The organism is Paenibacillus sp. cl6col (genome assembly GCF_900102125.1).
GTDB classification, from domain to species: domain Bacteria; phylum Bacillota; class Bacilli; order Paenibacillales; family Paenibacillaceae; genus Paenibacillus_B; species Paenibacillus_B suaedae.
In genome coordinates this window covers 140,816-166,561 of the sequence record NZ_FNAZ01000007.1, presented here as the reverse complement: position 1 = coordinate 166,561, position 25,746 = coordinate 140,816, and the positions used below count along the sequence as shown (strand labels likewise).

The 25,746-nt window shown below is 46.4% G+C and carries 17 protein-coding genes; 10 read left to right on the top strand and 7 right to left on the bottom strand.

Annotated features, from left to right (window positions below; all coding sequences use genetic code 11):
- Positions 1-463: 463 nt before the first annotated feature.
- The gene (locus BLS15_RS18900) at positions 464-1,261 is read left to right on the top strand and encodes a hypothetical protein (protein WP_021255406.1); all 798 of its coding nucleotides are present in this window, start codon (positions 464-466) and stop codon (positions 1,259-1,261) included.
- Between the two features lie 273 nt (positions 1,262-1,534).
- On the top strand, positions 1,535-1,798 hold the full coding sequence (locus tag BLS15_RS29080) for a hypothetical protein (RefSeq protein WP_021255405.1): 264 nt from the start codon (positions 1,535-1,537) through the stop codon (positions 1,796-1,798).
- A gap of 278 nt (positions 1,799-2,076) precedes the next feature.
- On the opposite strand, the gene BLS15_RS18890 is transcribed toward BLS15_RS29080, so the two are convergent.
- Both BLS15_RS18890 and BLS15_RS18885 read right to left on the bottom strand, forming a co-directional pair.
- A complete protein-coding gene (locus tag BLS15_RS18890) occupies positions 2,077-3,423 on the bottom strand; it encodes an erythromycin esterase family protein (RefSeq protein WP_021255404.1) in 1,347 nt (448 codons plus the stop codon).
- A 358-nt stretch (positions 3,424-3,781) separates the two neighbouring features.
- The gene (locus BLS15_RS18885) at positions 3,782-6,139 is read right to left on the bottom strand and encodes a glycosyl hydrolase family 18 protein (protein ID WP_090513271.1); all 2,358 of its coding nucleotides are present in this window, start codon (positions 6,137-6,139) and stop codon (positions 3,782-3,784) included.
- Positions 6,140-6,904: 765 nt separating this feature from the next.
- Between BLS15_RS18885 and BLS15_RS18880 the strand changes: the two genes are divergently transcribed.
- The 7 genes from BLS15_RS18880 (at position 6,905) to BLS15_RS18850 (ending at position 14,805) form a co-directional block, all read left to right on the top strand.
- The gene (locus tag BLS15_RS18880) at positions 6,905-8,203 is read left to right on the top strand and encodes an SPFH domain-containing protein (RefSeq protein ID WP_021255402.1); all 1,299 of its coding nucleotides are present in this window, start codon (positions 6,905-6,907) and stop codon (positions 8,201-8,203) included.
- Positions 8,204-8,215: 12 nt separating this feature from the next.
- Positions 8,216-8,962 carry a hypothetical protein gene (locus BLS15_RS18875; protein ID WP_090513266.1) on the top strand — a complete coding sequence of 249 codons (747 nt, stop codon included), beginning with the start codon at positions 8,216-8,218 and terminating at the stop codon, positions 8,960-8,962.
- A gap of 93 nt (positions 8,963-9,055) precedes the next feature.
- Positions 9,056-9,742: a TFIIB-type zinc ribbon-containing protein gene (locus BLS15_RS18870; protein ID WP_090513263.1), complete on the top strand. Its 687-nt coding sequence runs from the start codon at positions 9,056-9,058 to the stop codon at positions 9,740-9,742.
- Between the two features lie 138 nt (positions 9,743-9,880).
- A complete protein-coding gene (locus tag BLS15_RS18865) occupies positions 9,881-10,570 on the top strand; it encodes a hypothetical protein (protein ID WP_090513257.1) in 690 nt (229 codons plus the stop codon).
- A 79-nt stretch (positions 10,571-10,649) separates the two neighbouring features.
- Positions 10,650-12,137: an ArnT family glycosyltransferase gene (locus BLS15_RS18860; RefSeq protein ID WP_231515079.1), complete on the top strand. Its 1,488-nt coding sequence runs from the start codon at positions 10,650-10,652 to the stop codon at positions 12,135-12,137.
- Positions 12,138-12,244: 107 nt separating this feature from the next.
- Positions 12,245-13,651 carry an erythromycin esterase family protein gene (locus tag BLS15_RS18855; protein ID WP_028531959.1) on the top strand — a complete coding sequence of 469 codons (1,407 nt, stop codon included), beginning with the start codon at positions 12,245-12,247 and terminating at the stop codon, positions 13,649-13,651.
- Between the two features lie 203 nt (positions 13,652-13,854).
- Complete coding sequence (locus BLS15_RS18850; protein WP_051614032.1) at positions 13,855-14,805, top strand: helix-turn-helix transcriptional regulator; 951 nt, start codon at positions 13,855-13,857, stop codon at positions 14,803-14,805.
- Positions 14,806-15,050: 245 nt separating this feature from the next.
- On the opposite strand, the gene BLS15_RS18845 is transcribed toward BLS15_RS18850, so the two are convergent.
- From BLS15_RS18845 to BLS15_RS18835, 3 genes are all read right to left on the bottom strand, one after another.
- Positions 15,051-17,381 (bottom strand): S9 family peptidase, encoded by a 2,331-nt coding sequence (locus BLS15_RS18845; RefSeq protein ID WP_090513253.1) that lies wholly within the window; start codon positions 17,379-17,381, stop codon positions 15,051-15,053.
- Positions 17,382-17,570: 189 nt separating this feature from the next.
- Positions 17,571-19,919, bottom strand: coding sequence for a S9 family peptidase (locus BLS15_RS18840; protein ID WP_028531962.1), 2,349 nt, complete (start codon positions 19,917-19,919; stop codon positions 17,571-17,573).
- A 183-nt stretch (positions 19,920-20,102) separates the two neighbouring features.
- Positions 20,103-21,554: an esterase-like activity of phytase family protein gene (locus tag BLS15_RS18835; RefSeq protein ID WP_028531963.1), complete on the bottom strand. Its 1,452-nt coding sequence runs from the start codon at positions 21,552-21,554 to the stop codon at positions 20,103-20,105.
- 413 nt (positions 21,555-21,967) lie between these two features.
- Here BLS15_RS18835 and htpG point away from each other — a divergent pair, with 413 nt between their 5' ends.
- Positions 21,968-23,845 (top strand): molecular chaperone HtpG, encoded by a 1,878-nt coding sequence (gene htpG / locus BLS15_RS18830; protein ID WP_090513249.1) that lies wholly within the window; start codon positions 21,968-21,970, stop codon positions 23,843-23,845.
- Between the two features lie 91 nt (positions 23,846-23,936).
- Here htpG and BLS15_RS18825 read toward each other — a convergent pair whose 3' ends face one another.
- Complete coding sequence (locus BLS15_RS18825; RefSeq protein ID WP_028531965.1) at positions 23,937-25,022, bottom strand: serine hydrolase domain-containing protein; 1,086 nt, start codon at positions 25,020-25,022, stop codon at positions 23,937-23,939.
- Entirely contained in the window at positions 25,019-25,588 is a 570-nt protein-coding gene (locus BLS15_RS18820) for a TetR/AcrR family transcriptional regulator (RefSeq protein ID WP_028531966.1), read from the bottom strand. Before BLS15_RS18820 ends, BLS15_RS18825 begins: the two co-directional genes overlap by 4 nt.
- Between the last annotated feature and the right edge of the window lie 158 nt (positions 25,589-25,746).

Below are 25,746 nucleotides of genomic sequence, written 5' to 3'. Positions count from 1 at the left end.
TCTACAGTGTTAATCAGGTGAATCGGAAGGACAACGATATTACTAATGTTACAATGTTCCTTGATCATGATAGCCACAAAATTACAGAGATTTATATAAGTGTACAAATATTACCTCCAATGAATGAACTCAAATGCAAAATAGAGGATAGTTATTCTGATTTACTTGTTAGTGTGAGCAATGAGTTTGTGATTATTGATAATCATTTTAAATTAATACTTATAGTGATTGGGTAAAATGACCAACAATACGAGTTGACTGATATGATTCCATCATAGTAAACAGTAGAAAAAACAAAACTTCTACTTCTATAATGATGGGAGTTTTATGATGTCCAAAGAAGTCCAGTTTCCGATTACAAATTCGGATTATATGTCTATACAACCAGAGGAATGGTACTATCGAATGGAAAGTCATTCAGAACCATTAATTAGCAATGAAATAGAATACTTGGAGGAGACATATGGACAAAAAAATCATCTCAACGATATATGACTTTTGTTTAGAAGAAGATTACGATAGTACTTTGTTAGCAACGCTAAATTTATTGAAAAATAGCTCTGCTAGAGAAGCACTAGAAGGCGATAGTTTTACTTTTCTTAGTAGCATGATTCCCTTAGTTGAGGATAACAGTATAAAGGCTCGAATAATTGAAACTATTGTGGAGTCTTCGAATTATGTTAGCAATGATACTAAACTGTTAGACGAGTATATAAGATTGGTGTCGTTAGGGGAAGTGGTTCTTTCGGAAGCAGTAAGATGTTTTGGTGCATTTTCAGTTTCTGGCATTACTATGAACGAAATTTTTACGAAATTGGCGGAGTCTCCAGATAAAGAACTAGCAATTGAAATCTTAGTGTTAATGGGTAATCGTGATTGGGGAGATTTACCTAGTCACTTGGAGTCATTCGCTAATGAAGTTAAAACGCTCCAAAGGCTAAGTTACCGCTCCGGGGTAATCTCAACATTTTTGTTAATTGTTCATCCTTTGTGTTCAAAGTATGCGCATATCGGTGAATTGTCAATTGGATATCCGTCTTCTGAAGTAGCGGTAAATGATTGGGCATGGGTAACACCAGAAAGCACAAAATATATGTTAGATAGAAAAATTGTCAGTCAAAAAGAAGCAAATATATTAGTAGAACTAGGGCGTTTAATACGCAGTGACAAGAACTTAGATGAAGCAGATATGGCAAAATTGTATACTCGGTTTTTTGAAGGTAAGAATCCTTTTGATGTGATGTATACTTTGCCCGAATAATATAAGATCTGTAGACAGGGATCAAAACACATTCTGCAGCCAGTCGTCGAAAATCACTCGGCGACTGGCTTTTTTGTTTCGTTTGAATGTGAATTGAGTTTTTTTGATAAACTTTCAAAGGCTCATTCTACTTGAACGATAAGGAGAATGGGTCTTTTTAATATGACGGATTGTAATATGAAGTGCGACAGCTAGAAAACAAAAATGCCCATGTGAGTTGGGTAAACACCATTCCCTCATCGCACGAGAAATCGAACGCGGAAACCTCAGAGCATGTATACGAAGCCCGGTCGGCTCAATAGGCTTATCGTTGCCGCAGCATCTAGTGCTTCTGTCGGCAACGATAAGCCTAAACTTGCAAATGAGCTGACCGAGAAGCTGGTTCAGGTTCGCAAGCGTGAAACCTTCGGCCACTGGGAGCTGGATACCGTTGTCTCTAGCCGTGGTGAAAGCAAAGCTTGTGTAGCCACTTTTATTGAGCGTAAGACTCGGCACTACTTAGCCATGAGGATGCCCGATCGTAACGCCTATCGATGAGGTTGCCTTTGGTGTGGTTGCCAGCCAGTATCCTCAAGCCGCCTTTCCAACCGCTACCGTAGATCGCGGGAAAGAGTTTGCTTGCTATGCCAACCTTGAGAACTCTCATAAATCTAAAAGTTTATGTTGTAGATCCGTATTCTCCTGGCAACGAGGCTATCTCTCTCATTAATAATCGTCCACGTAGATGTCTAGGCTGGATGTCTGCTCACGAAGCGTTCATGAATGAACTGTCGTACTTAGCTTGACAATCCGTCAGATAAATAAATCTCAGGACATCACCGTTTCCTGATCAGTTGAGATGGACTCACTTTCTGAATTTGAACAAGGATATCAAATGTTTTACCTAATGGTACATCTACAGTCGTTGGGAAATCTGGACCTACCGTTGTTACTCCGGCAAAAATGGTATGTTGCTCGTTTAGCCAAGTTTTAGTCACTCCGCTTGCCTTACGTAAATCAACAAAAAACTGGTCGTATTTTACTTGTCCAAAGGTATAGTTGTAACTATTCGGGTCATCTAATTTTAATGTTCCATAGGGACCGAATTCTTGGTTACTGTTGTAAACATTGTAACGTCCCTCATAGACAGATGTTCCAATGGATACATACCGTTTTCCATAATGTTCTGCTAAATGCTGCCCAGCTACTTTAGGGTATACGAAAGGGATCATGTTTGTTTTCGAAACGTGCCCATTATGGCCCCACACGATTGTTTTTCCTATATGTTCTTCTGTCCATTTCGCATTCTCATACATAGCAATATCGTGTTTCAAATAAAAGTCTTCCAGGTTATCAGGATATGCGGCTGTCATTGTCGTAAATAGCTCGATAATACGGGCATTTTGTTTGATCCATGTGAACTCTGGGGATTTTCCATTCAGTTTGTTTTTATTTTGCTCTAATAAAGCGCTGATTTGTTTCGCATCTGAAACATACCGTGCTTTCGTTTCTTTCTTAAGATCGCCAAAGGTATCTAAATCCTTGGTTACAGGAATAAGGCCTTTCATCTTTTGATCGAAACGAGTGACAAGTTTCGGATCGTATTTCTTTACATACGTTAGGATATTGTTATAAACACTCTCGTTTACGGTTTGTATGTCCATCCCGATGATCCGTATTTTGGATTTATGCTTTGGATCAGCATTATATTGGCGTATCCATTGAAGCAGATCTATGATTTCTTTCGTGTTAAATACAGGACTTAGATATTGGCTTGGGTCCCCTTTACCCGTAAGAACATAGCGATCGAGTCCCAATGCTCTGTCCCATCCCTCTTCTAACACTAAGGCCTTAAAGCCCATTTCAGCTGTCAAATAATTAACAATGCGATGCTTCATGGTAAAAACTTCATGAGCACCATGGGTCGCTTCGCCTAAACCAACAATTGTAGCTGATCCGATCATATCCTTAAGCGGACTCAAATCATGAATAGGTGCTGTTGGATCCGTTGTCTTTAATGGCATGGCATGCTCTTCTAACCATTTTATCTGTTGAGCCATTTGATTTGTGTTGTAGGAACCTGTAACAGAAACTTCTGCTTTCGAAGTTGCATAAGTACTTCCTGTAAAACTAGTTAGAGTGATAATAGAGGCAGCAATTGCGATGCCCATCTTCTTTTTCATAAAATCCTCCTGAAATATTTTATAAGTTGGTTTGTTAAGATAAAATTATTCTAGTTCCTAAAAGTCTCTTTTTTCTTACTAGGTTCTTAAGTAAACCTTAAGATGCTTATGTATATACAAAAGACAAAGCAGCTGCAATCCTTATAGTTGAAGGAATATCTATTCAACCTCTTAAATCTGCTGTAAAGAAATCGGCTCCTACGTTTGTGCAGCAGCAGTTCAGGCATATCCATCTCTCAAGTAATACATAAAGAGGGCTTTCCTAAGAAAGTAGAAGATTCTACTCTTGGGAAAGCCCTTTTTTATTGCGTGTGCTGCTTATTCTATCCTTATTGCTAAATTATCATCTTTGATCGTATTAATGCGGCAAGTCGTTGGAAACGACGGATTGCAGGGTACGGTTTCTGTCTGCATTCAGCTCCCAGAACATTGCGCCGCGTAATCCTTTGGTTTTGATGAATTCATTTTTCAAATGAATGGACTGCTCGTCATCATACGAAATAAAGACTTTTGTAGATGGGTTGTAGAGGGATGGAGTTTGCGTCACATTGTTCCAGTAGCGGGTATAGCCTTGGCCAGCAACCGTATATTTACCTGTGGAATCAGCAGACAGCAGGCCGGTGTTCTGCATGTGGGCGAAGTCATACGTCGAGCCGCTGGAACCGCCAGTGGCTTCACCGCTGCAGCTTTGGTACAGTCCGTTGTTATTTGGACCCGCGTTGCATCCTTTCCAGCCATAGCCATAGAATGGTTCGCCTATGGTTATTTTATTGGCAGGAATGCCTTTATTCAAATAGTTGGTTACGGTGGAATTGATGTTGAATTGGCTGCTGCCGTTTGTGTTGGCTGGGTCGTTATACAATGGCGATCCGATGCCGCTTGTCGCATCCCATGGGCCATAGTAGTCGTAGGTCATGATGTTGATCCAGTCCAAGTACTGTGCAGCGTTGGACAACCAGTTGTTGGTGCCGCCTGCATCGGCAAGGAAGCTGGAGTTCGCGCTGGAAGCGATCGTAATGTAGTAGCGCTTGCCGTCTTGTTGTCCGGCTTTATCAAGAGCTTGGCGAAGGGTTTGTAGAAGAAGGACATAGTTCGCTTTGTCGGCCGTACGTTGGCATGTCTGACCCGATGCGCAAGGTACGCCAATGTTGTTCGGATATTCCCAGTCGATGTCGATGCCATCGAATTGATATTGGCGCAAGAAATTGACGGCGGAAGTGGCGAAGTTGCCTCTTGTGACAGGGTCATTCGCCGTGTTGGAGAATTGGTTGGACCACGTCCATCCGCCGACGGAGGCGAATAATTTCAGATTCGGGTTGGTGTTCTTCAGCTGTCTGATCGTAACCAATTGGTTGTATCCGCCATCAGCTGTACCGTCTGTAAATGAATCTCCAATTACGATGGAACCGTTCGGCACATTATTTGGAGTGCCATCGCCGTTTTGACAGGTCCATGTGTTTGGATTTGGATTATCGGGGCTTTTCGAAGGATTGCCATGTTTGCCGTTCCAGCAAATATCAAGGAATGCATAGTTGATAACGGTTACTTTTGTCGGGTCAATTTTGGCAGGCGTGAAGGACGGAGTATCGTAGGCAGCCCAGCTTGGGAAGTAGCCGATAATCTCATATTGGCTTGATGGTTGGGAACGAGTTGTAACGGTGAGCGCATTACTGGCGGCGGACACATTACCCGCAGCATCTTTTGCTTTCACAGTAAAGGTGTAAGCAGTGTTGGAGGTTAAGTCTGTAACGGTGTAGGAAGTTGTATTCGAAGAACCTACCAACGTCGTGCCATTATAAATATCGTATCCGGTGATGCCGATGTTGTCTGTCGAAGCGGTCCAGCTTAAGGATACGGAGTTTGTTGTTACAGTAGGTGCTGTTAAGTTGGCGGGAGCTGTTGGTGGCTGCGTGTCTATAATAATAGCGCTTGTCGTTACATTGACAGGTGAGCTGGCTGCGGATACGTTACCGGCGGCATCTTTCGCAGTGACTGTGAACGTGTAAGCAGTGCTGGCATTCAAGCCTGTAACGGTATAGGAAGTAGTTGTCGAAGAGCCGGCAAGTATGGAGCCGTTGTACACATCATAACCAGTGACTCTCACATTATCCGTTGAAGCCGTCCAGTTCAATGTAACCGTGCTGCTGGTCACGTTGGAGGCGGTTACATTAGCAGGTATTGTCGGAGGTTGGGTATCCGGAACAATAGCCAATGTCGTTGCGTTTATAGGCGAACTGGCGGGGGAAATGTTGCCGGCTGCGTCTTTAGCTTTAACGGTGAAGGTATAAGTGGTATTTGGCGTTAAGCCTGAAACGGAGAAAGAAGTTGTCGCAGTCGAGCCTGCAAGTGTCGTTCCATTATAGACGTCATAGCCTGTAACACCGACATTGTCGGTAGATGCCGTCCACCCTAGGGTGATGGATGCGGTTGTGATATTGCTGGCCGTAACATTCGTTGGAGCAGTCGGCGGCTCCGTGTCGGCAGGAGCTAATTGTTTGCTCCACAGTGCAGGAACGTTTGGCGGTTCCCATCCGACAAGAGAGGTATGTCCTTGTACACATTGGTAGGTATCCGTTCCATAGGTGACGAGGTCTCCTGTTTTATAGGCCGTATTCGGTGCCCATGGTGAAGCGGCGAAGGCAGTCAATGGTACAGCTGTGAATACCAAGATGAAGACAAAAAACAAGATAGCACTAACTTTTTTGACCTTTCTCAATCTTAATCACACTCCTTTTCATATTGGGTTAGGTTCGCCAGACCTGAGAAATACGGAAAACATCTCCTTTCACTAACAAATCTATGTAATCGCATTCCAACTTCTGAGAATGATAGATGGATGCTAGGTGGATCAGAATGCGAAATTACAAGCCAGGGCAGGGTTAAGATGCTCAAATTAAGGCGGTATCTAAGACAAACACAAACAATAGAAATGGCATAGTCTTGTATGAATGAAGTTAGTGAAGTGTGAAGAAGGCGTTATTCATCCTAAGAATCCATGTGTTATAAAGAGGAGGAAGATGCGGAATAAAGCGAATCGCTTTAACAAATTTGCGGTTATCGTTTTACGTGTTGCATGAAATGTGGTAGTTCATAAATACTGGGTCAAATTGAGGAGATCACATTTATAGATTTTCCAGATAAACGTTTTAACACGAAAATAAATATATGCACGAGGCGAAGCGAGTATGAACGTTATGATGCCGAATGAAGCACGTGCTAGGGAAGGCCTATTTTTTTGATTTCCATTATGAGGATGGTGTCTGAAGCAGCTGCCTTATATAATAGAAATGGGAGCAGATAGAAGAAAGATTAGGAATGCGGACTTAATTATGGATACGTTTTGCAAGCTTCCTCGTAGTAGTAAAGTAGTGAATGTAGTGTATATCTTCATATTATTACAAACAGTTGATATAGGGAAGTAGAAACGATCCCTTTCGATGTGTATGGCTCCATACTATTATTGGCGGAGGTACTATAGAATATGGCGATTATTGATGTAATCAAATATGATGGTTCACCTGATGTATTTGCATGGAAGTTTCCCAATCATGAGCTGGCAACGTGGTCGCAGCTTATCGTAAATGAGTCGCAGGAAGCGATTTTGTTCAAGGGCGGGCAAGCGCTCGATAGCTTCACAGCGGGCAGGCATACGCTTAGCACGGCGAATATTCCGATATTGAATCATATTGTGAACTTACCGTTCGGAGGGGACTCTCCGTTCACTGCGGAAGTATGGTATGTCAATAAGGTTCATTCTCTGAATGTAAAATGGGGCACGCGTACACCGCTTCAATTGCAGGATCCTAAGTATCAGTTGTTCGTGAAGGTGCGTTCCTTCGGGCAGTTCGGCATTCAGATCGAAGATGCGCGCAAGTTCTTGGGCAAGCTTGTAGGCACACTGCCTGTATTCAATCAAGATACGCTGACCGAATATTTCCGCGGCGTGCTTATGATGAATATTCACCAGCTGATTTCTTCCTACTTCGTGCATCGCAAGATTAGTATATTAGAGATCAATGCCTACATATCGGATATTTCCAAGCATATTCAAGAACTGGTTGCACCAGTGTTCGAGGAATACGGCATTCGTCTGCTTAATTTCTATGTAGACTCGGTCAATACGCCTGAGGATGATCCAGCCACACAGCGTTTGCGGGAAGCGCTGGCGAAGCGGGCTGAAATGAATATTATCGGATTCACCTATCAGCAAGAGCGTACATTCGATACGCTTGGAGAGGTCGCTAGGAATGATAGTGGAGTGAAGTCAGATCTGATGGGTGCAGGTATTGGGCTTGGCATGGGGTACGGGGTTGGCGGTGCCGTAGGCGGCGTCATGACGCAGATGGCAGGCGAGCTTCGAGTTGATGCGCATGACAAGGTATGCCCGAAGTGCAATCGTGGCAATCAGCGAGATGCCTCCTTCTGCACAGGTTGCGGTACATCGCTGGCTGTAAGTGGCGGCACGGATAAGCCGGTTGAAGTGAAATGTCAGGCATGTGGGGAGCAGATGCCGCGTACGACCAAGTTCTGTCCACACTGCGGGGATCCGTATAATCCATGCCCAGAATGTGGGGCTGATAATCCACCGGATCAAGGAGCTTGTATCGAATGCGGACAAGCGATGCCGGTTCCATGCCATCATTGCGGCGAATCGGTGTCCAGCAAGTCCAAGTTCTGCCCGCACTGCGGCGAGGTGACGACGCTTACTTGCAGCGGGTGCAACAGCGAGGTTAAGCCGGGGCAAAAATTTTGCGTGGAATGCGGCAATAAGCTGGTATAGGGGGAGAATATCATGAAGTGGGCATCACGGTTCAAGTGGATTACGTCAGCGATATTTCTCATTCTAGGAACGGTAACGGTTGGATTATTCTTTGGCCTGAGCGATGTCGAATCCCGCGGCTTCTCATGGTGGCTGTCCTTCGGCTCGCTCATGATGGCAGGGGTGATCAGTTATCTATTTTGCATGAGTATGCTCGTCCATCTGTCCAAGCACAAGGATGAGGTTCCTATGAATTTATCAATGGGAGCCATCGCCTTCATTTACAATATTGCAGTTCTTGTACATATCGTGCTGTTTTGGCTCGTGCTGGATGTATCCGAGAAGCTGTACATGTGGATTCATATCATCACTTTCACAGTAGCGTTCATTCTGGCGCTCCTCATTGGCCTCACGCGATTATCTGTGGGCCGCTTGCAGAAGGATGAGAGCAATCGAATGCAATTTAAGAAGCGACTTCAGCTTGTCTTGCATGGAGCACGACTGGAATTGGAAGGCTGGGAGCATGCAGAGCGTGATGTGCTGCTGGAACAGATGGGCAAGCTGGAGGAGCAGGTGAAATATAGCGATCCGCTATCAGTACCGGCTATGGTGCTGGAGGAAGGACAGATCATGGATCAGGCCGCTCGTCTGGAGGAAGGTGTACGATCTATGGTGCGTGATCGCAACACGGTATACAGCGCTGATGAGCTGCGCGATATGATCCGGCAGTTGTCTAACGGAATGAAGCTGCGCAATGAGCAGTTAGCAGCGCTGAAATAGGTGGCAATGAATAGTTACGATGGGTAGACAACGACAGATTTAACATGAATGTATGCTCAATAGTTAAATAGATAGAAAGGTGAACTGAACTCCATGGGTGGTTTATTACGTACAATAGGAAGAGTGCTGCTCTTTTTGCAAGTTGCTTTTATTTTTGGCTTTTTCGTAAGCTTATCTCGTGTTACTCCTGCTGATGATCCGGTAGGGAAGCTGGGATTCTCTGTATTTGTATTCGGGATTCCAGGGCTCCTGTCGTTCATCGGCGGCAAGTATTTGAAGAAACGTAAGGAAACACGGAAGATGATGCGGGAGCAGAATCTGATTCCGGCGCGCGATTCGTTAAGAGTGAGTGACTTGCTTCGATTCATCGGCTATATCATATTGTTCGGCATCGAGTGGAAGTATCTCACTGTATTGGCGGAGTGGCCAGTACCTAAGTCTCAATTAACGACAATCTATGGCGTAGGGCTATTCTTCTTCATCCTTGGTATCTTCATGCTCTGGCGGGCTTCTCGAATCGATGCGAAGGCAGATGCGTTGTACATGCAGCAGCAAGCAGAGAACATGAACCCCTCAGACGAAGATAACAAAAACGATGAAGAAGAGAATGAGGATAGGGATGACGAACCGGTACATAGTCGTGCTGCTGCAGAGGTGGCTGCCAGTGCGCCATTGCTTCCGAAGATGGTCAGCTGCCCCGGATGCGGCGCTCAGACCGAGGTACCTCCTCGATCTACTGCTTCTTGCGACTATTGCGGATCTGCGGTTCCGTATGAGTAAGTGTAGCACATAACTAAGCGATGATTGTTGCTGAGCAGTAGAGAAATCTAGAGAAATTCGAGATTGTTAAGCGAAATAGGGCTAAATACAGGGCTATAGATGATTTTAGTAGAATTCAGGAGGAATGGGAGACATATAATGAAGAAAGGCTCTTTTTTAAAAGTAGTAGGCGGAATCTTTTTATTTTTCCAAATCAGCTTTATCCTCTCGTTCCTTCTTAACTTGTCACAGCTTCACGAGATCGAGGATTGGTCCGGGAAATTGTTGTATTCTGTATTCGTATTCGGCATTCCAGGAATTTGTCTGTTCCGCAAGGGCAAGCAGCGAAGGACAAAAGCCGAAATCGAGCTGCAGCTTCGTCAGCGGGGCATATTACTGCCTGCCAAGAAGCTATGGAGAGCCAGCAATTTCATGCGAGGCTTGGGCTGGATGATGATGTTATTCGTAGAGCTTGTGTTGCTGGGAAATATGATGATCTGGTCGGATATGCAGGAAGAAGTAGAGATGCTGTTTGTTTTTGTATTATTACTGGGTGTTCCGGGTGCTCTTCTCGTGTGGGCAAGCACGAAGATAGATCGCAGTGCGGATGAAAAAGCTATGGTAGAACAGTATCGGGTACAATTGGTGAATGAGATGACCGATCTCGCTGAATGGGATGATAACTTTAAACCTTACGAACGTGCGGCCGCAAATTCAGCTGCTGCCAACAAGCCGATGCTCCCAAAAGTAGTCGACTGCACGGGTTGTGGTGCCCAGATTAAGGTGCAGCCTGATTCTGTAGCAGCTTGTGAGTATTGTGGCTCCATGATGGCATACGATGCAGTGTAATATTATGGAGCTACTATGATTCAGAAATGATGGTACAATGAATGGGTTCATTTTATAAATAGGTGGGATATCCTTGGAGATGTCGTTACGCAAAGCGCGGATATGCAAGACACCGCTGCTTTTTATTTTGCTTTCATTTCTGTGTGTAATTCTCTTTTATATGTGTGGCGTCTTCATGGGGTACAGCCCAGATATGCTTATCCAAGTCCCATTCATTATGGCAGGTTATACAGCTTTTGTATTTATTTTGGCTTATTTAGCTTATCGGCATTTGCATGAGGAACGGGCATTTATCCTTTTTATCGCATGCTTAGCCTTCTGTATCCGGTTTATGTGGGTGCTTGTCGTTGATACGAAGCCGATGTCTGATTTTCAAATCATGTACGATGCCGCAGTGAAAATGTCGGTAGGGGATTTCTCGTATAAGTACAGCGATTATTTCCAGGCATGGACCTATCAATTAGGCTTCACGATGTATCAGGCGCTGATGATTAAGATATTCGGCACAAGCTTGCTGCCCTTGAAAATCATAAATGCACTCTGGTGCGCAGGCATCACGGTGTTGGTATATAAAATTGGACGGATTCTATTCCATGAATTTGCGGCGAAGTTCGCTAGCATCACTTACTGCTTCTTCATACCCAGCATTGTAATGAGCTCGGTATTGACGAATCAGCATTTGGCGACGCTTCTGTTCTATCTTGGGTTTTACTGTTTGCTCCAAAAACGAACGCCCAACTGGAGAGTAAGCATTACAATAGCGGTGGTGTTGTCACTTGGCAATCTCATACGTCCATTGGGCATTGTGATCCTATTAAGTATCCTGTTTTATGCCGTGATTTATCTAATCGTACTGAAGAAGGAGTCCATCAAGAAAGTGATCGGCTTCCTTGTTATTTTCATGACGACCTATTTTGCTGTCTTCTACCTGGTTAGCTTCATTGCGGTAGGAACGGGAATCTCGAATACGCCATTAGAGAACCATGATCCGATGTGGAAATTTGTATTGGGCTTCAATCGTGGGACAGAGGGGGCCTATTCGGAAGAGGACTTTAAAACAGTGTCGCAATATCCGTTAGGAGAAGAGCGAACGCGTATTGAGAAGGAAATGGTATGGGAGCGTCTGTCCAATGTTGGAGAGCTGTCGAATCTCTTCCTAAGTAAAATTCGGCTTATGTGGGGCGAGGTTGATGCGTTATTTTGGAGCCTGAATACGAACAGCGTGAGCAGTCTATTCGGTTTGATTCATACGTATTCGTATGTCAGTTACTTTGTCATTATCTTACTGCTGTTCTTAGCCGTCGATCTTCTTATTCTGCGCAGGGATACCGAACATAAGTATCTGTTCCTCATTCTATTAATTCTCGGCTATATGGGCGTGCATCTGTTCATTGAAGTGCAGCAGCGGTACCGATACTTCATTATGCCATCGATGATTATCATTGAAGGGTATGGCGCTTATGCGCTCGTTGTCGTCATGTCCCAGTGGAAGGAGCGCATCCCATTCCGCCGGCTGCTGCGACTGCGCGTGAAGGATGCACGACAAGAAGTCGCCGAGGAAGCGTGACCTTGCTTTTTTTAAACCAAACTTAAACGTGAGCCATCCTTGCCCTTAACCTTCTCGATTTATGCTGTTTATGTAAGACAACAAAGACATAATCAGAAGGTGAAACAATGATAGGATGGAAGCGAGCACTCATTATGGGGGCGGCAGTCTGCATGATTGCCTGCACCTCAATCGCCAACAGCGCAGCAGCAAGCAGCATTGAAGTAGGTGAGGCGAACATGGCAATCAGCCAAGCGTGGAAGCAGTGGGTCAAGGAGCATGCGAAGCCGGTTGCCATTCATGATGGGAGCCATGGAAAGGAACAGGAAACGAAGGAACGATTTCAGGATCTTCAGTTTCTGAAGCCGTTATTGCAGCATAAGCGAATGGTCAGTCTAGGAGAAGCGTCACATGGTGCATCGGAATACAATTCGGCGAAGGTTCGGCTGGTTCAGTTTTTGCATGAACAGCTCGGGTATGATGTACTCGCGTTTGAATCGAATCTGGGCGAGACATCAGCTGCGTTTGTGGAGATTGGTAAGCGCACACCTAAAGATATGATGAAGAGTTCGATCTTTGGTGTATGGCAGGTGGAGGAGAACTTGCCATTATTCGAGTATATCGCGCAGCAGAGCAAGACGGCACGGCCGCTTATTTTGACAGGGATTGATGTACAGGGTACTACGGAACCGTTCATTGCATTTGTGGAGAAATGGTTCGCCCAAGTCGACAAGAGCAAAGCGGTATCGTTCGCGCAAACGGAACGATGGTATTTGAAGGTGCATGCCTACAAGGATATGGAGCAATTCAAGCGGGAGCAATCGCTGCTGATTGCGAAGTATCAAGTATTCCAGACGTTCGTGAAGGAGAACAAGACGAAGCTGCAGGCTGTTCACCCTGAGCAACCAGAGATCGTTCCCATTATGGAGCGTGTGCTGCAGAATCGCATCGATATGCTGGAGACGTACTGTGAACGAATGGTGAAGCTATTCGCTGGGATTGAGCCTGAGCGACAGATGAAGGAAGCCAGCTATATTCGGGATGAGCAAATGGCGAGCAATGCCGCATGGCTTGCCGAGCGGCTGTATCCCGATAAGAAGATCATCGTATGGGGGCATAATTATCATGTTCGAAAGCATAATTCGACGATGGTAACCGAGCATAATGGCTTTGGCTTCGACAATCACCCTTATCCGACAATGGGGGAGATGCTGCCATTCTCGCTGCGGAAGGACAATTATGTGATCGGATTGTATGCCTATCAAGGAAGCTCCAGCAAGAATAGCAAGGATACCGAGCGCATCACGCTGCCGCATAATGAAGGAAGCATAGAGGCGCTGCTTAGAGCAGGAGGCCACCCTAATCAGTTCTTGGATCTCACACAGGCGAAGCTTGAACCGGGTACATTATGGATGTTCACTCCTCGTATTGCTAAAGCGTGGGGCGTACTTGAGGAGACGATGGTCGTTCGGGATCAGTATGATGGTCTATTGTTCGTGGATACGATTCATCCGTCACGGCGACTTGCGCAATAATATAGGTTGAATAGGGCTGCATACGGGATGCAGCTCTTTTTTTTGTGTGCTGGAGGAGGATTCCCGCCTGCTGATTTCGTCCTTTCAATTGCACATTCGGTATCGCCTGTTTGGTCAATCATGATATGATAGAAGAGAATGGTTTCCAAGCTAACCCAGATTGGATTGGGAACGGGATCAGAGTGGAAGAGGAGGGGAAACCGATGATGCTCGAGCGTCGAGAGTTGCAGCAGAAGCCCATGCCACAGGATGTCCAATTTTATCGCGCTGAGAGCGAGATCGGAACACCGCTGCCTTTTAAAATATATCGTTGGAACCATGCGGGTGGCAGCATACGTGATCATACGCATGACTATTTTCAAATCTGGTATGTCGTGAAAGGCGAGTTCATGCATACGATCAATAATCACACGTATCGGATGGTGAAGGGCAATATTTTTGTAATCCCACCATACGCCGTTCATCGAGTGACATTAGTGGCCGGTCAAGGAATTGACATTATTGGACTTGAATTTCTCCCGCATTTTATTGACGAGCAGTATCAGCCGCATAATGGAAGCAGAGGGAGGTTCGACTACTCCTATCTGGAACAGTTCATGCTGGATGAAGAACATGTGACTCCGAAGGTGGCATTATCGGGAGCGACTGATCTTGAGGTATCGAAGATTCTGAATGATATGCTGGACGAATATCAGCAGGCTAATCGTTATTACGAACTGGTACTCAAGGCAGATCTGCTGAAGCTGATGACGATGCTTGTGCGAGAGATGGATCGACAGCGTAATCCCGATGACGTGGATGAACGATTGGGCAAATTCAAGGAATTGATGACGGCCGCGATTCATTACATTCATGAGCATTATAATGAAGAGCTGCGCCTAGAGATGATCTGCCGCAAGTTTAATATTTCGAAGACATACTTCTGTGATTTATTTAAACGATTTACCGGTAAGACGTATAATGATTACTTGGTCGATATTCGGATTCATAAGGCGGCCGCGATGCTGCTCGATACCGATATGTCGGTAACGGATATATGCTTCCAAGCGGGCTTCAATGACGTTCCGTACTTTTCCCGAGTTTTTAAGCGCAAGACGGGGGTAACGCCAAGTCATTTCAAAAAGAACGCTTTGTCCGTGTGGCAGCATAGCTAGATGAACTCAGGGGATGTCTATGGCAGGCTCAAGCTGTAACCTCTTGCCTTCCGTAGATGAGGGACCAGCATGTAAGGAGAGAAATAGCTCCAAGTGAGTAATGAGCAGTTATTGCCGCATCGTATGCAGAGATATTGATAGCGAAAATAAAAAGAAAGATCGGGTCCAGCGCATCAGAGACATCTGACTGCTGAAACCCGATCTTTTTTACATTGTTGTGGGCGAATATGGCCAGACGAATCTAATCAATGTTTCAGATGTGTATCCAAAAACTTCACCATGGCATTGTAGAATTCGATGCGGTTTTCCTCATTGTTGAAGCCGTGGCCTTCGTTGTCCTTCACCATATATTCGACGTCAACGCCTCTCTTCTTGAGGGCTTCGACGATTTGATCGGATTCGGCTTTGTTCACGCGCGGATCGTTGGCGCCCTGCGCAACAAAGAGCGGCGTTGTGATTTTGTCCGCATGGAATACAGGAGATACGGACTTCAGCATGTCTTTGTCCTTCTCCGGATGACCGATGCGCTCATAGAACATGTTGCGGTTCGCTTCCCAATAAGGCGGCAATGTATCAAGCAGGGTGAAGATGTTGGATACCCCGACATAATCGACGGCTGCTGCATACATGTCCGGCGTAAACGTAATGCCGGCTAGTGTCGCATATCCGCCGAAGGATGCACCGTAAATACCGACGCGCTTCGGATCGGCGATGCCTTGCTTGATTGCCCATTGTACGCCATCCGTGATGTCATTTTGAATGTTGCGGCCCCACTGCTTGTTGCCAGCGTCGATAAATGCTTTTCCGTAACCCGTAGAGGAGCGGAAATTAACCTGCAGCACGGCATACCCGCGATTAGCCAGCAGCTGAGCTTCCGTATTGAAGCCCCACATGTCGCGGGTCCATGGACCGCCATGCGGATTGACGATCAGAGGGAGATTCTCTGGCGTCTTATTCTTCGGCAGCGTTAAGTAGCCATGAATCGTCATGCCGTCTCTGCTCTTATAGGAGATCGGGTGCATGTCAGCCATCTGTTCTGGATTGAGCCAGTCACTCAGGTTGGCAAGCAGCGTCAATTGATCCGTTGTGGAATCATAGTAATAATACTTGCCCTGCACTTTGTCAGTGGATAGGCTGACGATGAGCTTGGTCTTGTCTTCATTGTAGTCGTTGATGCCGATTTCGCTTTCTGTTGCCTGCAGCTTGTGCTGAAGTTTTTTGTGCAAAGCCTCGAATGATTCATCAAAATATTTCACATGTACTTTATCCGTTATATATGCAGTCATGAGCAGTTTATCCTGCTTATGGTCATACACCGCTCCTGCCAGATCGACGTCCGGATGGGAGTAGATCAGCTGCTCATTGCCCTGAAGGTCGTACTTGACGAGCGCGGACTTGTCGCGTCCTTTATTCGATACAGCATAGATTGTCTTATTGTCCTTGGAGAAGCCGAGCGGGTTAACATTGTCGCCGCCTGATGTCGTAATGAATGGCTTGAATTCGTCTTGCTCTGTCGCGCGGTACAATACGACGCCCTCGATGCCGTCTAAAGCAACGGCAAGGCGAATTTTGCCGTCATGGTCGGCAATCCACTCTTGAATGTCGCCAGGATTTTTCGCGACCAGCTTCGTTTCGCCTGTCTTGACGTTCAGCTTGTATACGTCAAATGCCTTGGCGTCTTCCTTGTTCATGGAGACGAGAATCTCGTCCTTAACGCCGGGCAGTGCACTGACTACGCCGACCCGAACCTTATCGAAAGGCGTTAATTCCTTCTCTTCGTTGCCGTTGAACGCCGCGGAGTACAGGTGGAAGTTCTCGTCTCCGCCCTTGTCTTTCAAGTAGAGGATATGATCGCCTTTCCAGAAGAAGCCGGAAATATCGCGATCCTTGGAGCTCGTTACGCGCACTGGCTCGCTGGAACCGTCCATCTTCTGTACGAAGACATTCGAGCGATTTTCCCACGCTGCTGCATAGGAAATATAATTGCCGTCCGGAGACAGCTGATAGGAGAAGCTTCCAGGGTTGCGCATGAAATCTTCGACGGAAATTTGCGGCACGCCCTTATTGTCGATGCCTGAACGGCTCAGCTTCACAACGTTCTCGAGTGCGGATGCAGCCTCGCGCAGAGTCGCTGCGTTATTCTCATGCAGTTTCCCATCTGGGAATCCCTTGAGCAAGCCCAGCGTCTTAGCGCGTTCCGCATAATCGTTCAAGCTCTTCTCGTCTTGCTCCTTGCCAAGCGCACGAACGAGGATGCGGGCAATCTCGCCGCGTTTAATCGGCGTATCAAGAGAGGTGAAATCTCCGTCAGCCACCAAGCCTGCATTCTTAGCAGCCTTCATTGGCTCGATTCCGTGTTGGTACGTAAGTGCCAATACAGCAAGGCGGACGAATTCGTCAACGGAAACCGTAGACGTCAGCTTCGCATGTTCATCCAAAATTCCTTTGGACGTAAGCGCCTGAATCCCATTCTGGTACCAAGTTGCAGCTTCGGCCGGCTTCTGCGCCATGACGGACGTCGGCAGCGATGCGGCAAGCACGGCCGCGAGTGATGCAGCAATCCATTTCTTTTTCATTGAAAAGAACCCCTTTGTATACTTGTATATGTTCATAATTTGAACTTTCCCAAGTATATACGTAAAAATTGGGATTGCAGGATTCATGTAAAATATAACAGTCAGGTTAATTTACTGTATTTATACATCGCCATTCATACAGAAAAAGGGCCCTTTCTCATGGGAAAGAGCCCTTTTATGGATTGGAAGCTATTTTGTTAAATGGGTATCCAAGAACTTCACCATGGCATTGTAGAATTCAATTCGATTCTCCTCGTTGTGGAAGCCATGGCCCTCATTGTCCTTCACCATATACTCCACATTAATGCCTCTCTTCTTGAGTGCTTCCACCATTTGATCAGATTCAGCTTTATTTACGCGCGGATCATTGGCCCCTTGTGCGACGAAGAGCGGTGTAATGATCTTATCTGCATGGAACACAGGGGATACTTCCTTAAGCAGCTCCTTATCCTTCTCTGGATGCCCAATCCGTGCATAGAACATATTACGGTTCGCTTCCCAATACGGCGGCAGTGTATTCAGCAGGGTGAAGATGTTGGACACGCCTACATAATCGACGGCTGCTGCATACAGATCCGGCGTGAATGTTATACCGGCAAGCGTTGCGTATCCTCCGAATGATGCGCCGTAAATGCCGATGCGGCTTGGATCTGCAATGCCTTGCTTGATTGCCCATTTGACGCCGTCCGTAATGTCATTTTGAATATCCCGTCCCCACTGCTTGTCGCCAGCATCGATGAACGCTTTGCCATAACCTGTTGAGGATCGGAAGTTAACCTGCAGCACGGCATATCCGCGATTAGCGAGCAGCTGAACCTCGGGATTGAAGCCCCACTCATCGCGAGCCCAAGGCCCGCCGTGAGGATTCACGATAAGCGGGAGCTGTTCGGGCTGCTTATTTTTGGGCAGTGTCAAATAGCCGTAGATCGTTAAGCCATCTCTGCTCTTATAGGAGATTGGATGCATATCGGCAAGTTGATTCGTTGTAAGCCAGTCGCTTAAGGCAGCAAGTAGCGTCAGCTTATCCGTCGTTGAATCATAGTAGTAGTATTTTCCCTGCACCTTGTCATTCGACAGACTGACGATAAATTTCGTTCTTGCGTCGTTGTAATCATTGATTTGGATTTCGCTTTCTGTTGCCTGCAATTTTTGTTGCAGCTTTTTGTTCAGAGCCTCGAAGTCCGCATCGAAGTAATAATTATGCTTCTTGTCTGTGATATAGGTAGCCATGAGCAGTTTATCTTGCTTGTCATCGTATACTGCACGATCTAAGTCGACCTCAGGATGGGAGTAGAGTAGCTGCTCCTTGCCCTGCAGGTCGTATTTGAGCAGCGCAGTTTTATCGCGGCCCTTGTTCGATATCGCATAAATGTTCTTGTTGTCCTTCGTGAAGCCAAGCGGGTAGACGGTTTCTCCTGTATCTGTTGTAATGAAAGGTTTAAATTCATCGTCCTCTGTATCGCGATAGAGCACTGATCCTTTAATGCCATCCGTAGCAACAGCCATGCGGATGGCGCCATTGTGATCGGCAAGCCAAGATTGGATATTGCCAGGGTTTTTCGCTACAAGCTTGGTAGCCCCTGTCTTCACGTTCAGTTTATAGACATCGAATGCTCTCGCGTTATCCTTGTTCATCGTAATGAGTATTTCGTCCTTCACATTGGACAGTGTGCTGACTACCCCGACGCGAACCTTATCGAATGGAGTGAGATCCTTCTCCGCATTGCCGTTGAATGCTGCCGAATATAAGTGGTAGTTTTCATCTCCGCCTTTGTCCTTTAAGTACAGGATGTGATCGCCCTTCCAGAAGAACCCCGCAATATCGCGATCCTTGGAGCTAGTGATGCGTGCAGGCTCGCTCGAGCCATCCATCTTCTTCACGAATACATTCGTCCGGTTCTCCCAAGCTGCCGCATAAGAAATGTAGTTGCCGTCCGCAGACAACTGATACGAGAAGTTGCCAGGGTTGCGCATGAAATCCTCAACGGAAATGAGCGGTACACCCTTGTTGTCGATTTGAGCTAGACGGAGCTTGCGCAGGTTGCGAAGTGCAGAGGCAGCTTCCCCGATAGTCGCGTCTTTATTTTCATGAAGGCTGCCGTCTGGATAGCCAGTAAGTAAGCCAAGAGATTTAGCACGCAGCGTATATTCGATCAATGTCTTCTCGCTGCGTTCCTCTGTGCCAAGTTCATAGGCGCGAACGAGGATACGGGCAAGCTCCCCGCGCGTAATCGGTGCGTCGAGAGAGGAGAATTCCTCAGCTTCGACCCAGCCTTCATCCGCAGCTGCCTTCAGTGGGTCGATTCCATGCTGGTAGGTGAGCGATAGTGCGGCATAGCGGATGAAGTCCTTTACTGGGATTGTGGACGTTGGTTTTGTCTGCTCGGGAAGAATTCCTCTGGAGACGAGCGCCTGAATCCCTTCTGTATACCATGATGAGGCGGCAGTAGAAGTGGACTTCTGCTGCGCCATGACAGTCAGCGGAAGCGATGCAGCGAGCATAGCAGCGAGTGTGGCGGATATGACTTTCTTTCTCATGACTTGAATAACCTCCTTATATGTACAGACCCATATATGTATATGAAGAAGCTTTTTATTTAGTATTTGGATCAATTGTATGTATTAGGTAGGTTATATGGAATCGTGTGAAATATACGCGAACACCCCGGATAGACGCTGACTGCTGACGTCCGTTCCGGGGTGCTGCAAGTAGGTGTGAAGTTATTGGATGGAGTAAGGAAGCTTGAATGTCCACAGTTCAGTGCCGTTGTCGGACGAGCTGCTGTCCACACCGAAGTCGTTATCATTGACGATTACGAGTTTGTTGCCGTCTACGAGGGATACACCTTCAATTTTCTCATATGGATATTTGAATTCAACCGCATCCAATACAGTACGCTTCGCAAGCGGCAGAATGCTGTTGGATTTCAGATCAGCAAGAGACATTTGCTCCAGTGTCTTGCCAGACTTCTCGTCGTCATACTTGCCAAGAATATTCGTAGCTGTCGTGAGATCAACCGCATAAATACGCTTCAATTGAGCTTTATCGCCTGCATTTTTGTCACGTTCGTCAATCAGCAGCGTATTCTCGTTGATGGCTACCACGTCCGAGATGACAATGTCTGCTTGATCCAGACCGGTGAACTGCTTGGCATCCTCTGTCACATATACATATTCAGCCACTGGCTGCAATGTCGCGAGATCGAACTTGATGATGCGCAGTTGCCGCGAGTTGTCTGTAGACTTGTCTGGATTTCGCAGCGGGCTTTGCATAGACATGAACATGTACTTGCCGTCTGGCGTAATACCGACGCCTTCAGCACCGCGATTTTGGCGAAGCTTATTGTATACGGATGGAAGCACTTCTCTAGCTGGTACAAGCGGTGTAGAGACTTGTGCAGCCCATCCTTTTGGAACAATGCGCTCAATAATCGTACCGTCGCGCTTCACATGAACGATGGAAGGGCCGTATTCATCCGAGATCCAGAACGTGTCATCCTTCGCGTTATAGGCAAGACCCTCGATATCGAGTCCGTATGGATCGTAGGCTAAGCCTTTTTCCCCTTTGGCATCGAATGGGGCTTCGTCACGACCTTTACTATTCGGAAGTCCGGTAATATGAGCATTTCCCGTCGTCGGATTTTTACCATTCACCTTGAGTGGGATTTGCTCCAATATTTTAATTTCATCTTTATCGATTTGAATCTTGTATAAGCTAGGTGTATAGCTTGCTAACGGGAACGTCCGGCGAGTTTTACCGCCAACTTCAACTTGGCCGTTCGGGCCACGGTCAGCAGTCGAGTAGAACACATTGTCAGGATCCCCAGGCACGTGAGTCAAGGATGAACCGATGCCCATCTTAACTCCTTCAGCTAGATCCGCTGCATTGAGCTTATACTTGCCAGTCAACTCAGGCTTGTCCGTCAACGCAACACTGCCTCTGAATTCATCCCAATCTACATATTTGCCGGTTACTTCACTAAGTGCGCGGAGAGGCATGTATAAGCGAGAGTCGATTTCTACAGCCGGCGAAGTAGGTGTAACAGGTTGCCCGTTGTTCGTGTACGTAACGTGAGATGCAGGTACGCTATCGGCAGCTTGTACCGAAGTAATTCCTGTTCCAGCTGTCCATGTCAATGCGGTTGCTAGCGCGATCATAGCTTTCTTTTTCATTTGTCATGTCCCTCCATAAGATGAATCTTTAAAATGTGCATTCTTGTCTGTTCACCTGGATTATAACAACCGCTTGTTAAGGTTATGTAATGGAAGGGTTAAGGAGATGTAATGGAAAACTTGAGAGTTTGTAAATAGAGGGGCATACAAATAAAAACGGAAATCGGGAGGTAAAGTCTAGCGATAGGCTTGTATGCTTCCAGCATCATTATCTGCTCGATATAAGAGTAAAAATTTATATCAGAAAATCCCAATTTTGAACGTAATATAGTTGACAGTAAAAAATAGACTAGGTACACTATTACTATATTGTTAGCACTCTGTGTAGTGGAGTGCTAATCCATTACTTACTATAATGATAATGACTACGTGTAAGTAATGACATGAAAAGATATGAGAGGGGATTTTTATTCATGGCTAAGAAGCAATTCAAAGCAGAATCCAAGCGTTTGTTGGAAATGATGATCAACTCGATCTACACGCAGCGGGAAATCTTCCTTAGAGAGCTCATCTCCAATGCGAGCGACGCGATCGACAAAATGTACTATAAAGCCTTGTCTGATGACAATGTGGTGTTCAATAAAGAAGATTACTTCATTAAAGTATCGGTTGATAAAGAGAACCGTACGTTGACAATAGCCGATACAGGGATCGGGATGACGAAGGAAGAACTGGAGAACAACCTCGGCATTATTGCGAAGAGCGGCTCCCTTGCCTTCAAGACGGAGAATGAAGCGAAGGATGGCCATAACATTATCGGCCAATTCGGTGTAGGCTTCTATTCCGCATTCATGGTTGCTGATGTCGTGACGGTAATTAGTAAGGCGTTCGGCAGTGACGAAGCGTTCAAATGGGAATCGAAGGGTGTAGACGGTTACACGATAGAGCCTAGCGAGAAGGATGTGCCGGGTACGGTTATCACATTGAAGATCAAGCCGAACACGGAAGATGATCAATACGACGAGTATCTGGATGAATACCGTCTGAAGTCGATCGTGAAGAAATATTCTGACTTCATCCGTTACCCGATCAAGATGGATGTGACGAAGCATCGTCCGAAGGAAGACGACGATAAGGAATTCGAAGCGTATCAAGAAGAAGAAACAGTGAACAGCATGGTTCCGATCTGGCGCAAAAATAAGAATGAGCTGACGACAGAAGACTATGAGAACTTCTACAGTGAGAAGCGTTATGGCTTCGACAAGCCGCTGAAGCATATTCATATCAGCGCTGACGGCGCTGTTGTATATAATGCGATCTTGTACATTCCAGAGAATACGCCATTCGACTATTATACGAAGGAATATGAGAAGGGGCTTGAGCTGTACTCGAACGGCGTGTTGATCATGAACAAATGCGCAGAACTGCTCCCAGACTACTTCAGCTTCGTGAAAGGGATGGTCGATTCCGAGGATCTGTCCTTGAACATCTCACGCGAAATGCTGCAGCATGACCGCCAGTTGAGCTTGATCGCGAAGAATATCAAGAACAAGATTAAGAGCCAGCTGCAATCCTTGATGAAGGACGAAAGAGAGAAGTACGAGCAGTTCTTCCAATCGTTCGGCAGACAGTTGAAGTATGGTGTGTACAGCGACTATGGCATGAACAAGGATGTGCTGCAAGACCTGATCATGTTCTACTCCTCCAAGGAGAAGAAGTTGGTATCGCTGGATGAGTACGTAGAAAGAATGCCAGAGGATCAGAAATACATTTACTACGCAGTTGGCGAATCGATCGAACGCATCGAGAAGCTGCCGCAAACTGAGCTTGTGTTGGATAAGGGCTATGAGATTCTGTACTTCACAGACGACATTGATGAGTTCGCGATTAAGATGCTCATGAAGTACAAGGAGAAGGAATTCAAGAACGTATCGAGCGGCGATCTCGGCATCGAATCTGATGGCGATGACAAGTCTGCTGACGAACAAGACGAAAACAAGGAACTGTTCGAGGCGATGAAGGACATCTTGAAGGATAAGGTGAAGAGCGTTAAAGCCTCGAAGCGCTTGAAGTCCCATCCAGTATGCTTGTCTGCAGAAGGCGAAGTATCCATCGAGATGGAAAAAGTGTTGAACGCGATGCCGAACAACCAAGCGGTGAAAGCCGATAAGGTGCTCGAAATCAACGTGAACCACGAAGTGTTCCAATCTCTGAAGAACGCTCATGCATCCGATGAAGAGAAGCTGAGCCTGTATACGAACCTGCTGTACAGCCAAGCGCTCTTGATTGAAGGCTTGCCGCTGCAGGATCCAGTGGAGTTCACGAACGATATGTGCAAGATTATGGTGTAACGAAGAGGTCTTCTTCGATACAATGAAAGAAATCAGGATAGAAGATTACCCGCTGTCGGCCCAAGCGCTGGCAGCGGGTTTTTGCGTTTGGCTATCTGCACTTCAGAAGGACATCAATGGCCTTGAACATAATGCGGACTGCCTTAGCGGTGGATCGCAGTTGATTCAAGCTGCCGATCAGATAGGCATCGAGGGCGGGATGATAGAACATAACGGTTCCGGAATAGCCCCATGCGCCCCACGCATTATATCTTGCCGGGAATAGGATCGGAACGGTTCGAAAGCGGACAATGCCGTACCCATAATCCACGCCCGGCCTGAACTTCGTCCATACTTGCATGCGCTGGAGGCTTTCGTTGGATATCAACTTGCCGCTCGTAAGAGCCTTCATGAATGTCAGCAAGTTCTCTGAGGTCGATATTAAGGCGCCGCCTGCGTATTCCATGCTGATGCTTTTGTAATCGGTAATTGCAGTCTGGCCTGCATATAAGTCGGCCATGGGATAAGGGTCTTCTACTGCCGGTGTAGAATAAAACGCCATATGCGTATGATGGAGCTGCAGCGGTTCGAATAAGTAACGGCGAAATGCTTCATGGAGTGGATTGGATGTGATATTTTCGATGAGTAGGCCTAATAAGTGGTATCCGGTATCCGAGTAATGGATTCCCTGTCCGGGTGGGAAGTGGGACGTCAGATGCTCCTTGGACCATTGGATAACCTCCTGCGGCGTCCATTGGCGCGAAGGTTCTGAGGTGAATAGATCGAGCATTCGAGGGCCTCGCCTTGGCCGATCCTCGAAGTAATCGTTCAGTCCAGATGTATGACCGAGCAGATGCTTGATTTGAATTTGAGTAGAGTAATCGGTGCCCTTGTATACATGGAGCTTGTGCATCAGCTCCGAAGGAAGGTAATGATGGATGGGATCTTCGTAGGTGAGTTTGCCCTCTTCTGCGAGCATTGCCGTAAGTACCGAGGTGAACAGCTTGCTTATGCTGGCAATATAATAGCACTGCTGCGGAAGAGATGGCTGACCTCGTGTCGTGCCTTCCGCCATGTTCAGATGAATGCCCAAGGGCTCACAATGTACGAGGAAATAGGCGTTGTGAAGCTTGTGATTGCGCTGAATAACGCTTCTAAACTGCCGCTCGATTCGACTCATCGCTTCCTGACGATTCATAATTGCTCCCCTTTCTGCCGCATGCGGGCGGCAGCGATAATATCGGCGGACGTACTGTCCATGACCTCAATGTCATTGAAGCCTTCTGGCAGCAGGCTATTAGCCGTCATAACGGACAGACCTAGTGTAAATATTCTCATCTTAAGCAGAATAGGCATCAGCTCTTCGTCTGTGAAATCGGCAAGCTCCGGATCGGTCTTCATTCTGTCGATAATGCTGTTCATTTCGCTGGGCTCATGCTGCAAATAGGGGTTCGGTCTCATGACCATGTCGCGGAACAGGAGCGGGTATTCCCGTGCGAAGCGGAGTGTGGCAACGCCAATATCATGAAATGGCTGGCCCGTATCCTGACTGAGGAGATATTCGTCGCTGAAAGCAAAAATACGCTGTACGACCACTTGAATGAGCTCCGCAACATCTGTGAAGTTGACATAAATAGGCGCAATTGAGCTTCCCAGATGTTCTGCGACCTTGCGAATCGTAATGCTGTAAATTCCTTCTCGCATGGCAATGTGGAAGGCGGCATCAATGATCGTATCCCGCGAAAATTTCGTCTTAGGCGGCATAGCGGGTCTCCTCCCTAGTAGGCATCCAAATCCAATGAAATATCATCTGATACATATCAAATGATATTTATATAATCAGTATATATGTGACAGGTAGATTTTCAATACCTCATCAGGAAAAATACGGAAAATATATTTATTTATACATCTGTTCGCCC

What these genes read in the sequence shown, in the direction of transcription:
- htpG (WP_090513249.1), top strand. Translation starts at nt 21,968, where the DNA reads ATGGCTAAGAAGCAATTCAAAGCAGAATCCAAGCGTTTGTTGGAAATG.
- BLS15_RS18840 (WP_028531962.1), bottom strand. Translation starts at nt 19,919, where the DNA reads ATGAGAAAGAAAGTCATATCCGCCACACTCGCTGCTATGCTCGCTGCA.
- BLS15_RS18875 (WP_090513266.1), top strand. Translation starts at nt 8,216, where the DNA reads ATGAAGTGGGCATCACGGTTCAAGTGGATTACGTCAGCGATATTTCTC.
- BLS15_RS18845 (WP_090513253.1), bottom strand. Translation starts at nt 17,381, where the DNA reads ATGAAAAAGAAATGGATTGCTGCATCACTCGCGGCCGTGCTTGCCGCA.
- BLS15_RS18890 (WP_021255404.1), bottom strand. Translation starts at nt 3,423, where the DNA reads ATGAAAAAGAAGATGGGCATCGCAATTGCTGCCTCTATTATCACTCTA.
- BLS15_RS18850 (WP_051614032.1), top strand. Translation starts at nt 13,855, where the DNA reads ATGATGCTCGAGCGTCGAGAGTTGCAGCAGAAGCCCATGCCACAGGAT.
- BLS15_RS29080 (WP_021255405.1), top strand. Translation starts at nt 1,535, where the DNA reads ATGTATACGAAGCCCGGTCGGCTCAATAGGCTTATCGTTGCCGCAGCA.
- BLS15_RS18825 (WP_028531965.1), bottom strand. Translation starts at nt 25,022, where the DNA reads ATGAATCGTCAGGAAGCGATGAGTCGAATCGAGCGGCAGTTTAGAAGC.
- BLS15_RS18880 (WP_021255402.1), top strand. Translation starts at nt 6,905, where the DNA reads ATGGCGATTATTGATGTAATCAAATATGATGGTTCACCTGATGTATTT.
- BLS15_RS18900 (WP_021255406.1), top strand. Translation starts at nt 464, where the DNA reads ATGGACAAAAAAATCATCTCAACGATATATGACTTTTGTTTAGAAGAA.
- BLS15_RS18860 (WP_231515079.1), top strand. Translation starts at nt 10,650, where the DNA reads ATGTCGTTACGCAAAGCGCGGATATGCAAGACACCGCTGCTTTTTATT.
- BLS15_RS18855 (WP_028531959.1), top strand. Translation starts at nt 12,245, where the DNA reads ATGATAGGATGGAAGCGAGCACTCATTATGGGGGCGGCAGTCTGCATG.
- BLS15_RS18820 (WP_028531966.1), bottom strand. Translation starts at nt 25,588, where the DNA reads ATGCCGCCTAAGACGAAATTTTCGCGGGATACGATCATTGATGCCGCC.
- BLS15_RS18835 (WP_028531963.1), bottom strand. Translation starts at nt 21,554, where the DNA reads ATGAAAAAGAAAGCTATGATCGCGCTAGCAACCGCATTGACATGGACA.
- BLS15_RS18870 (WP_090513263.1), top strand. Translation starts at nt 9,056, where the DNA reads ATGGGTGGTTTATTACGTACAATAGGAAGAGTGCTGCTCTTTTTGCAA.
- BLS15_RS18865 (WP_090513257.1), top strand. Translation starts at nt 9,881, where the DNA reads ATGAAGAAAGGCTCTTTTTTAAAAGTAGTAGGCGGAATCTTTTTATTT.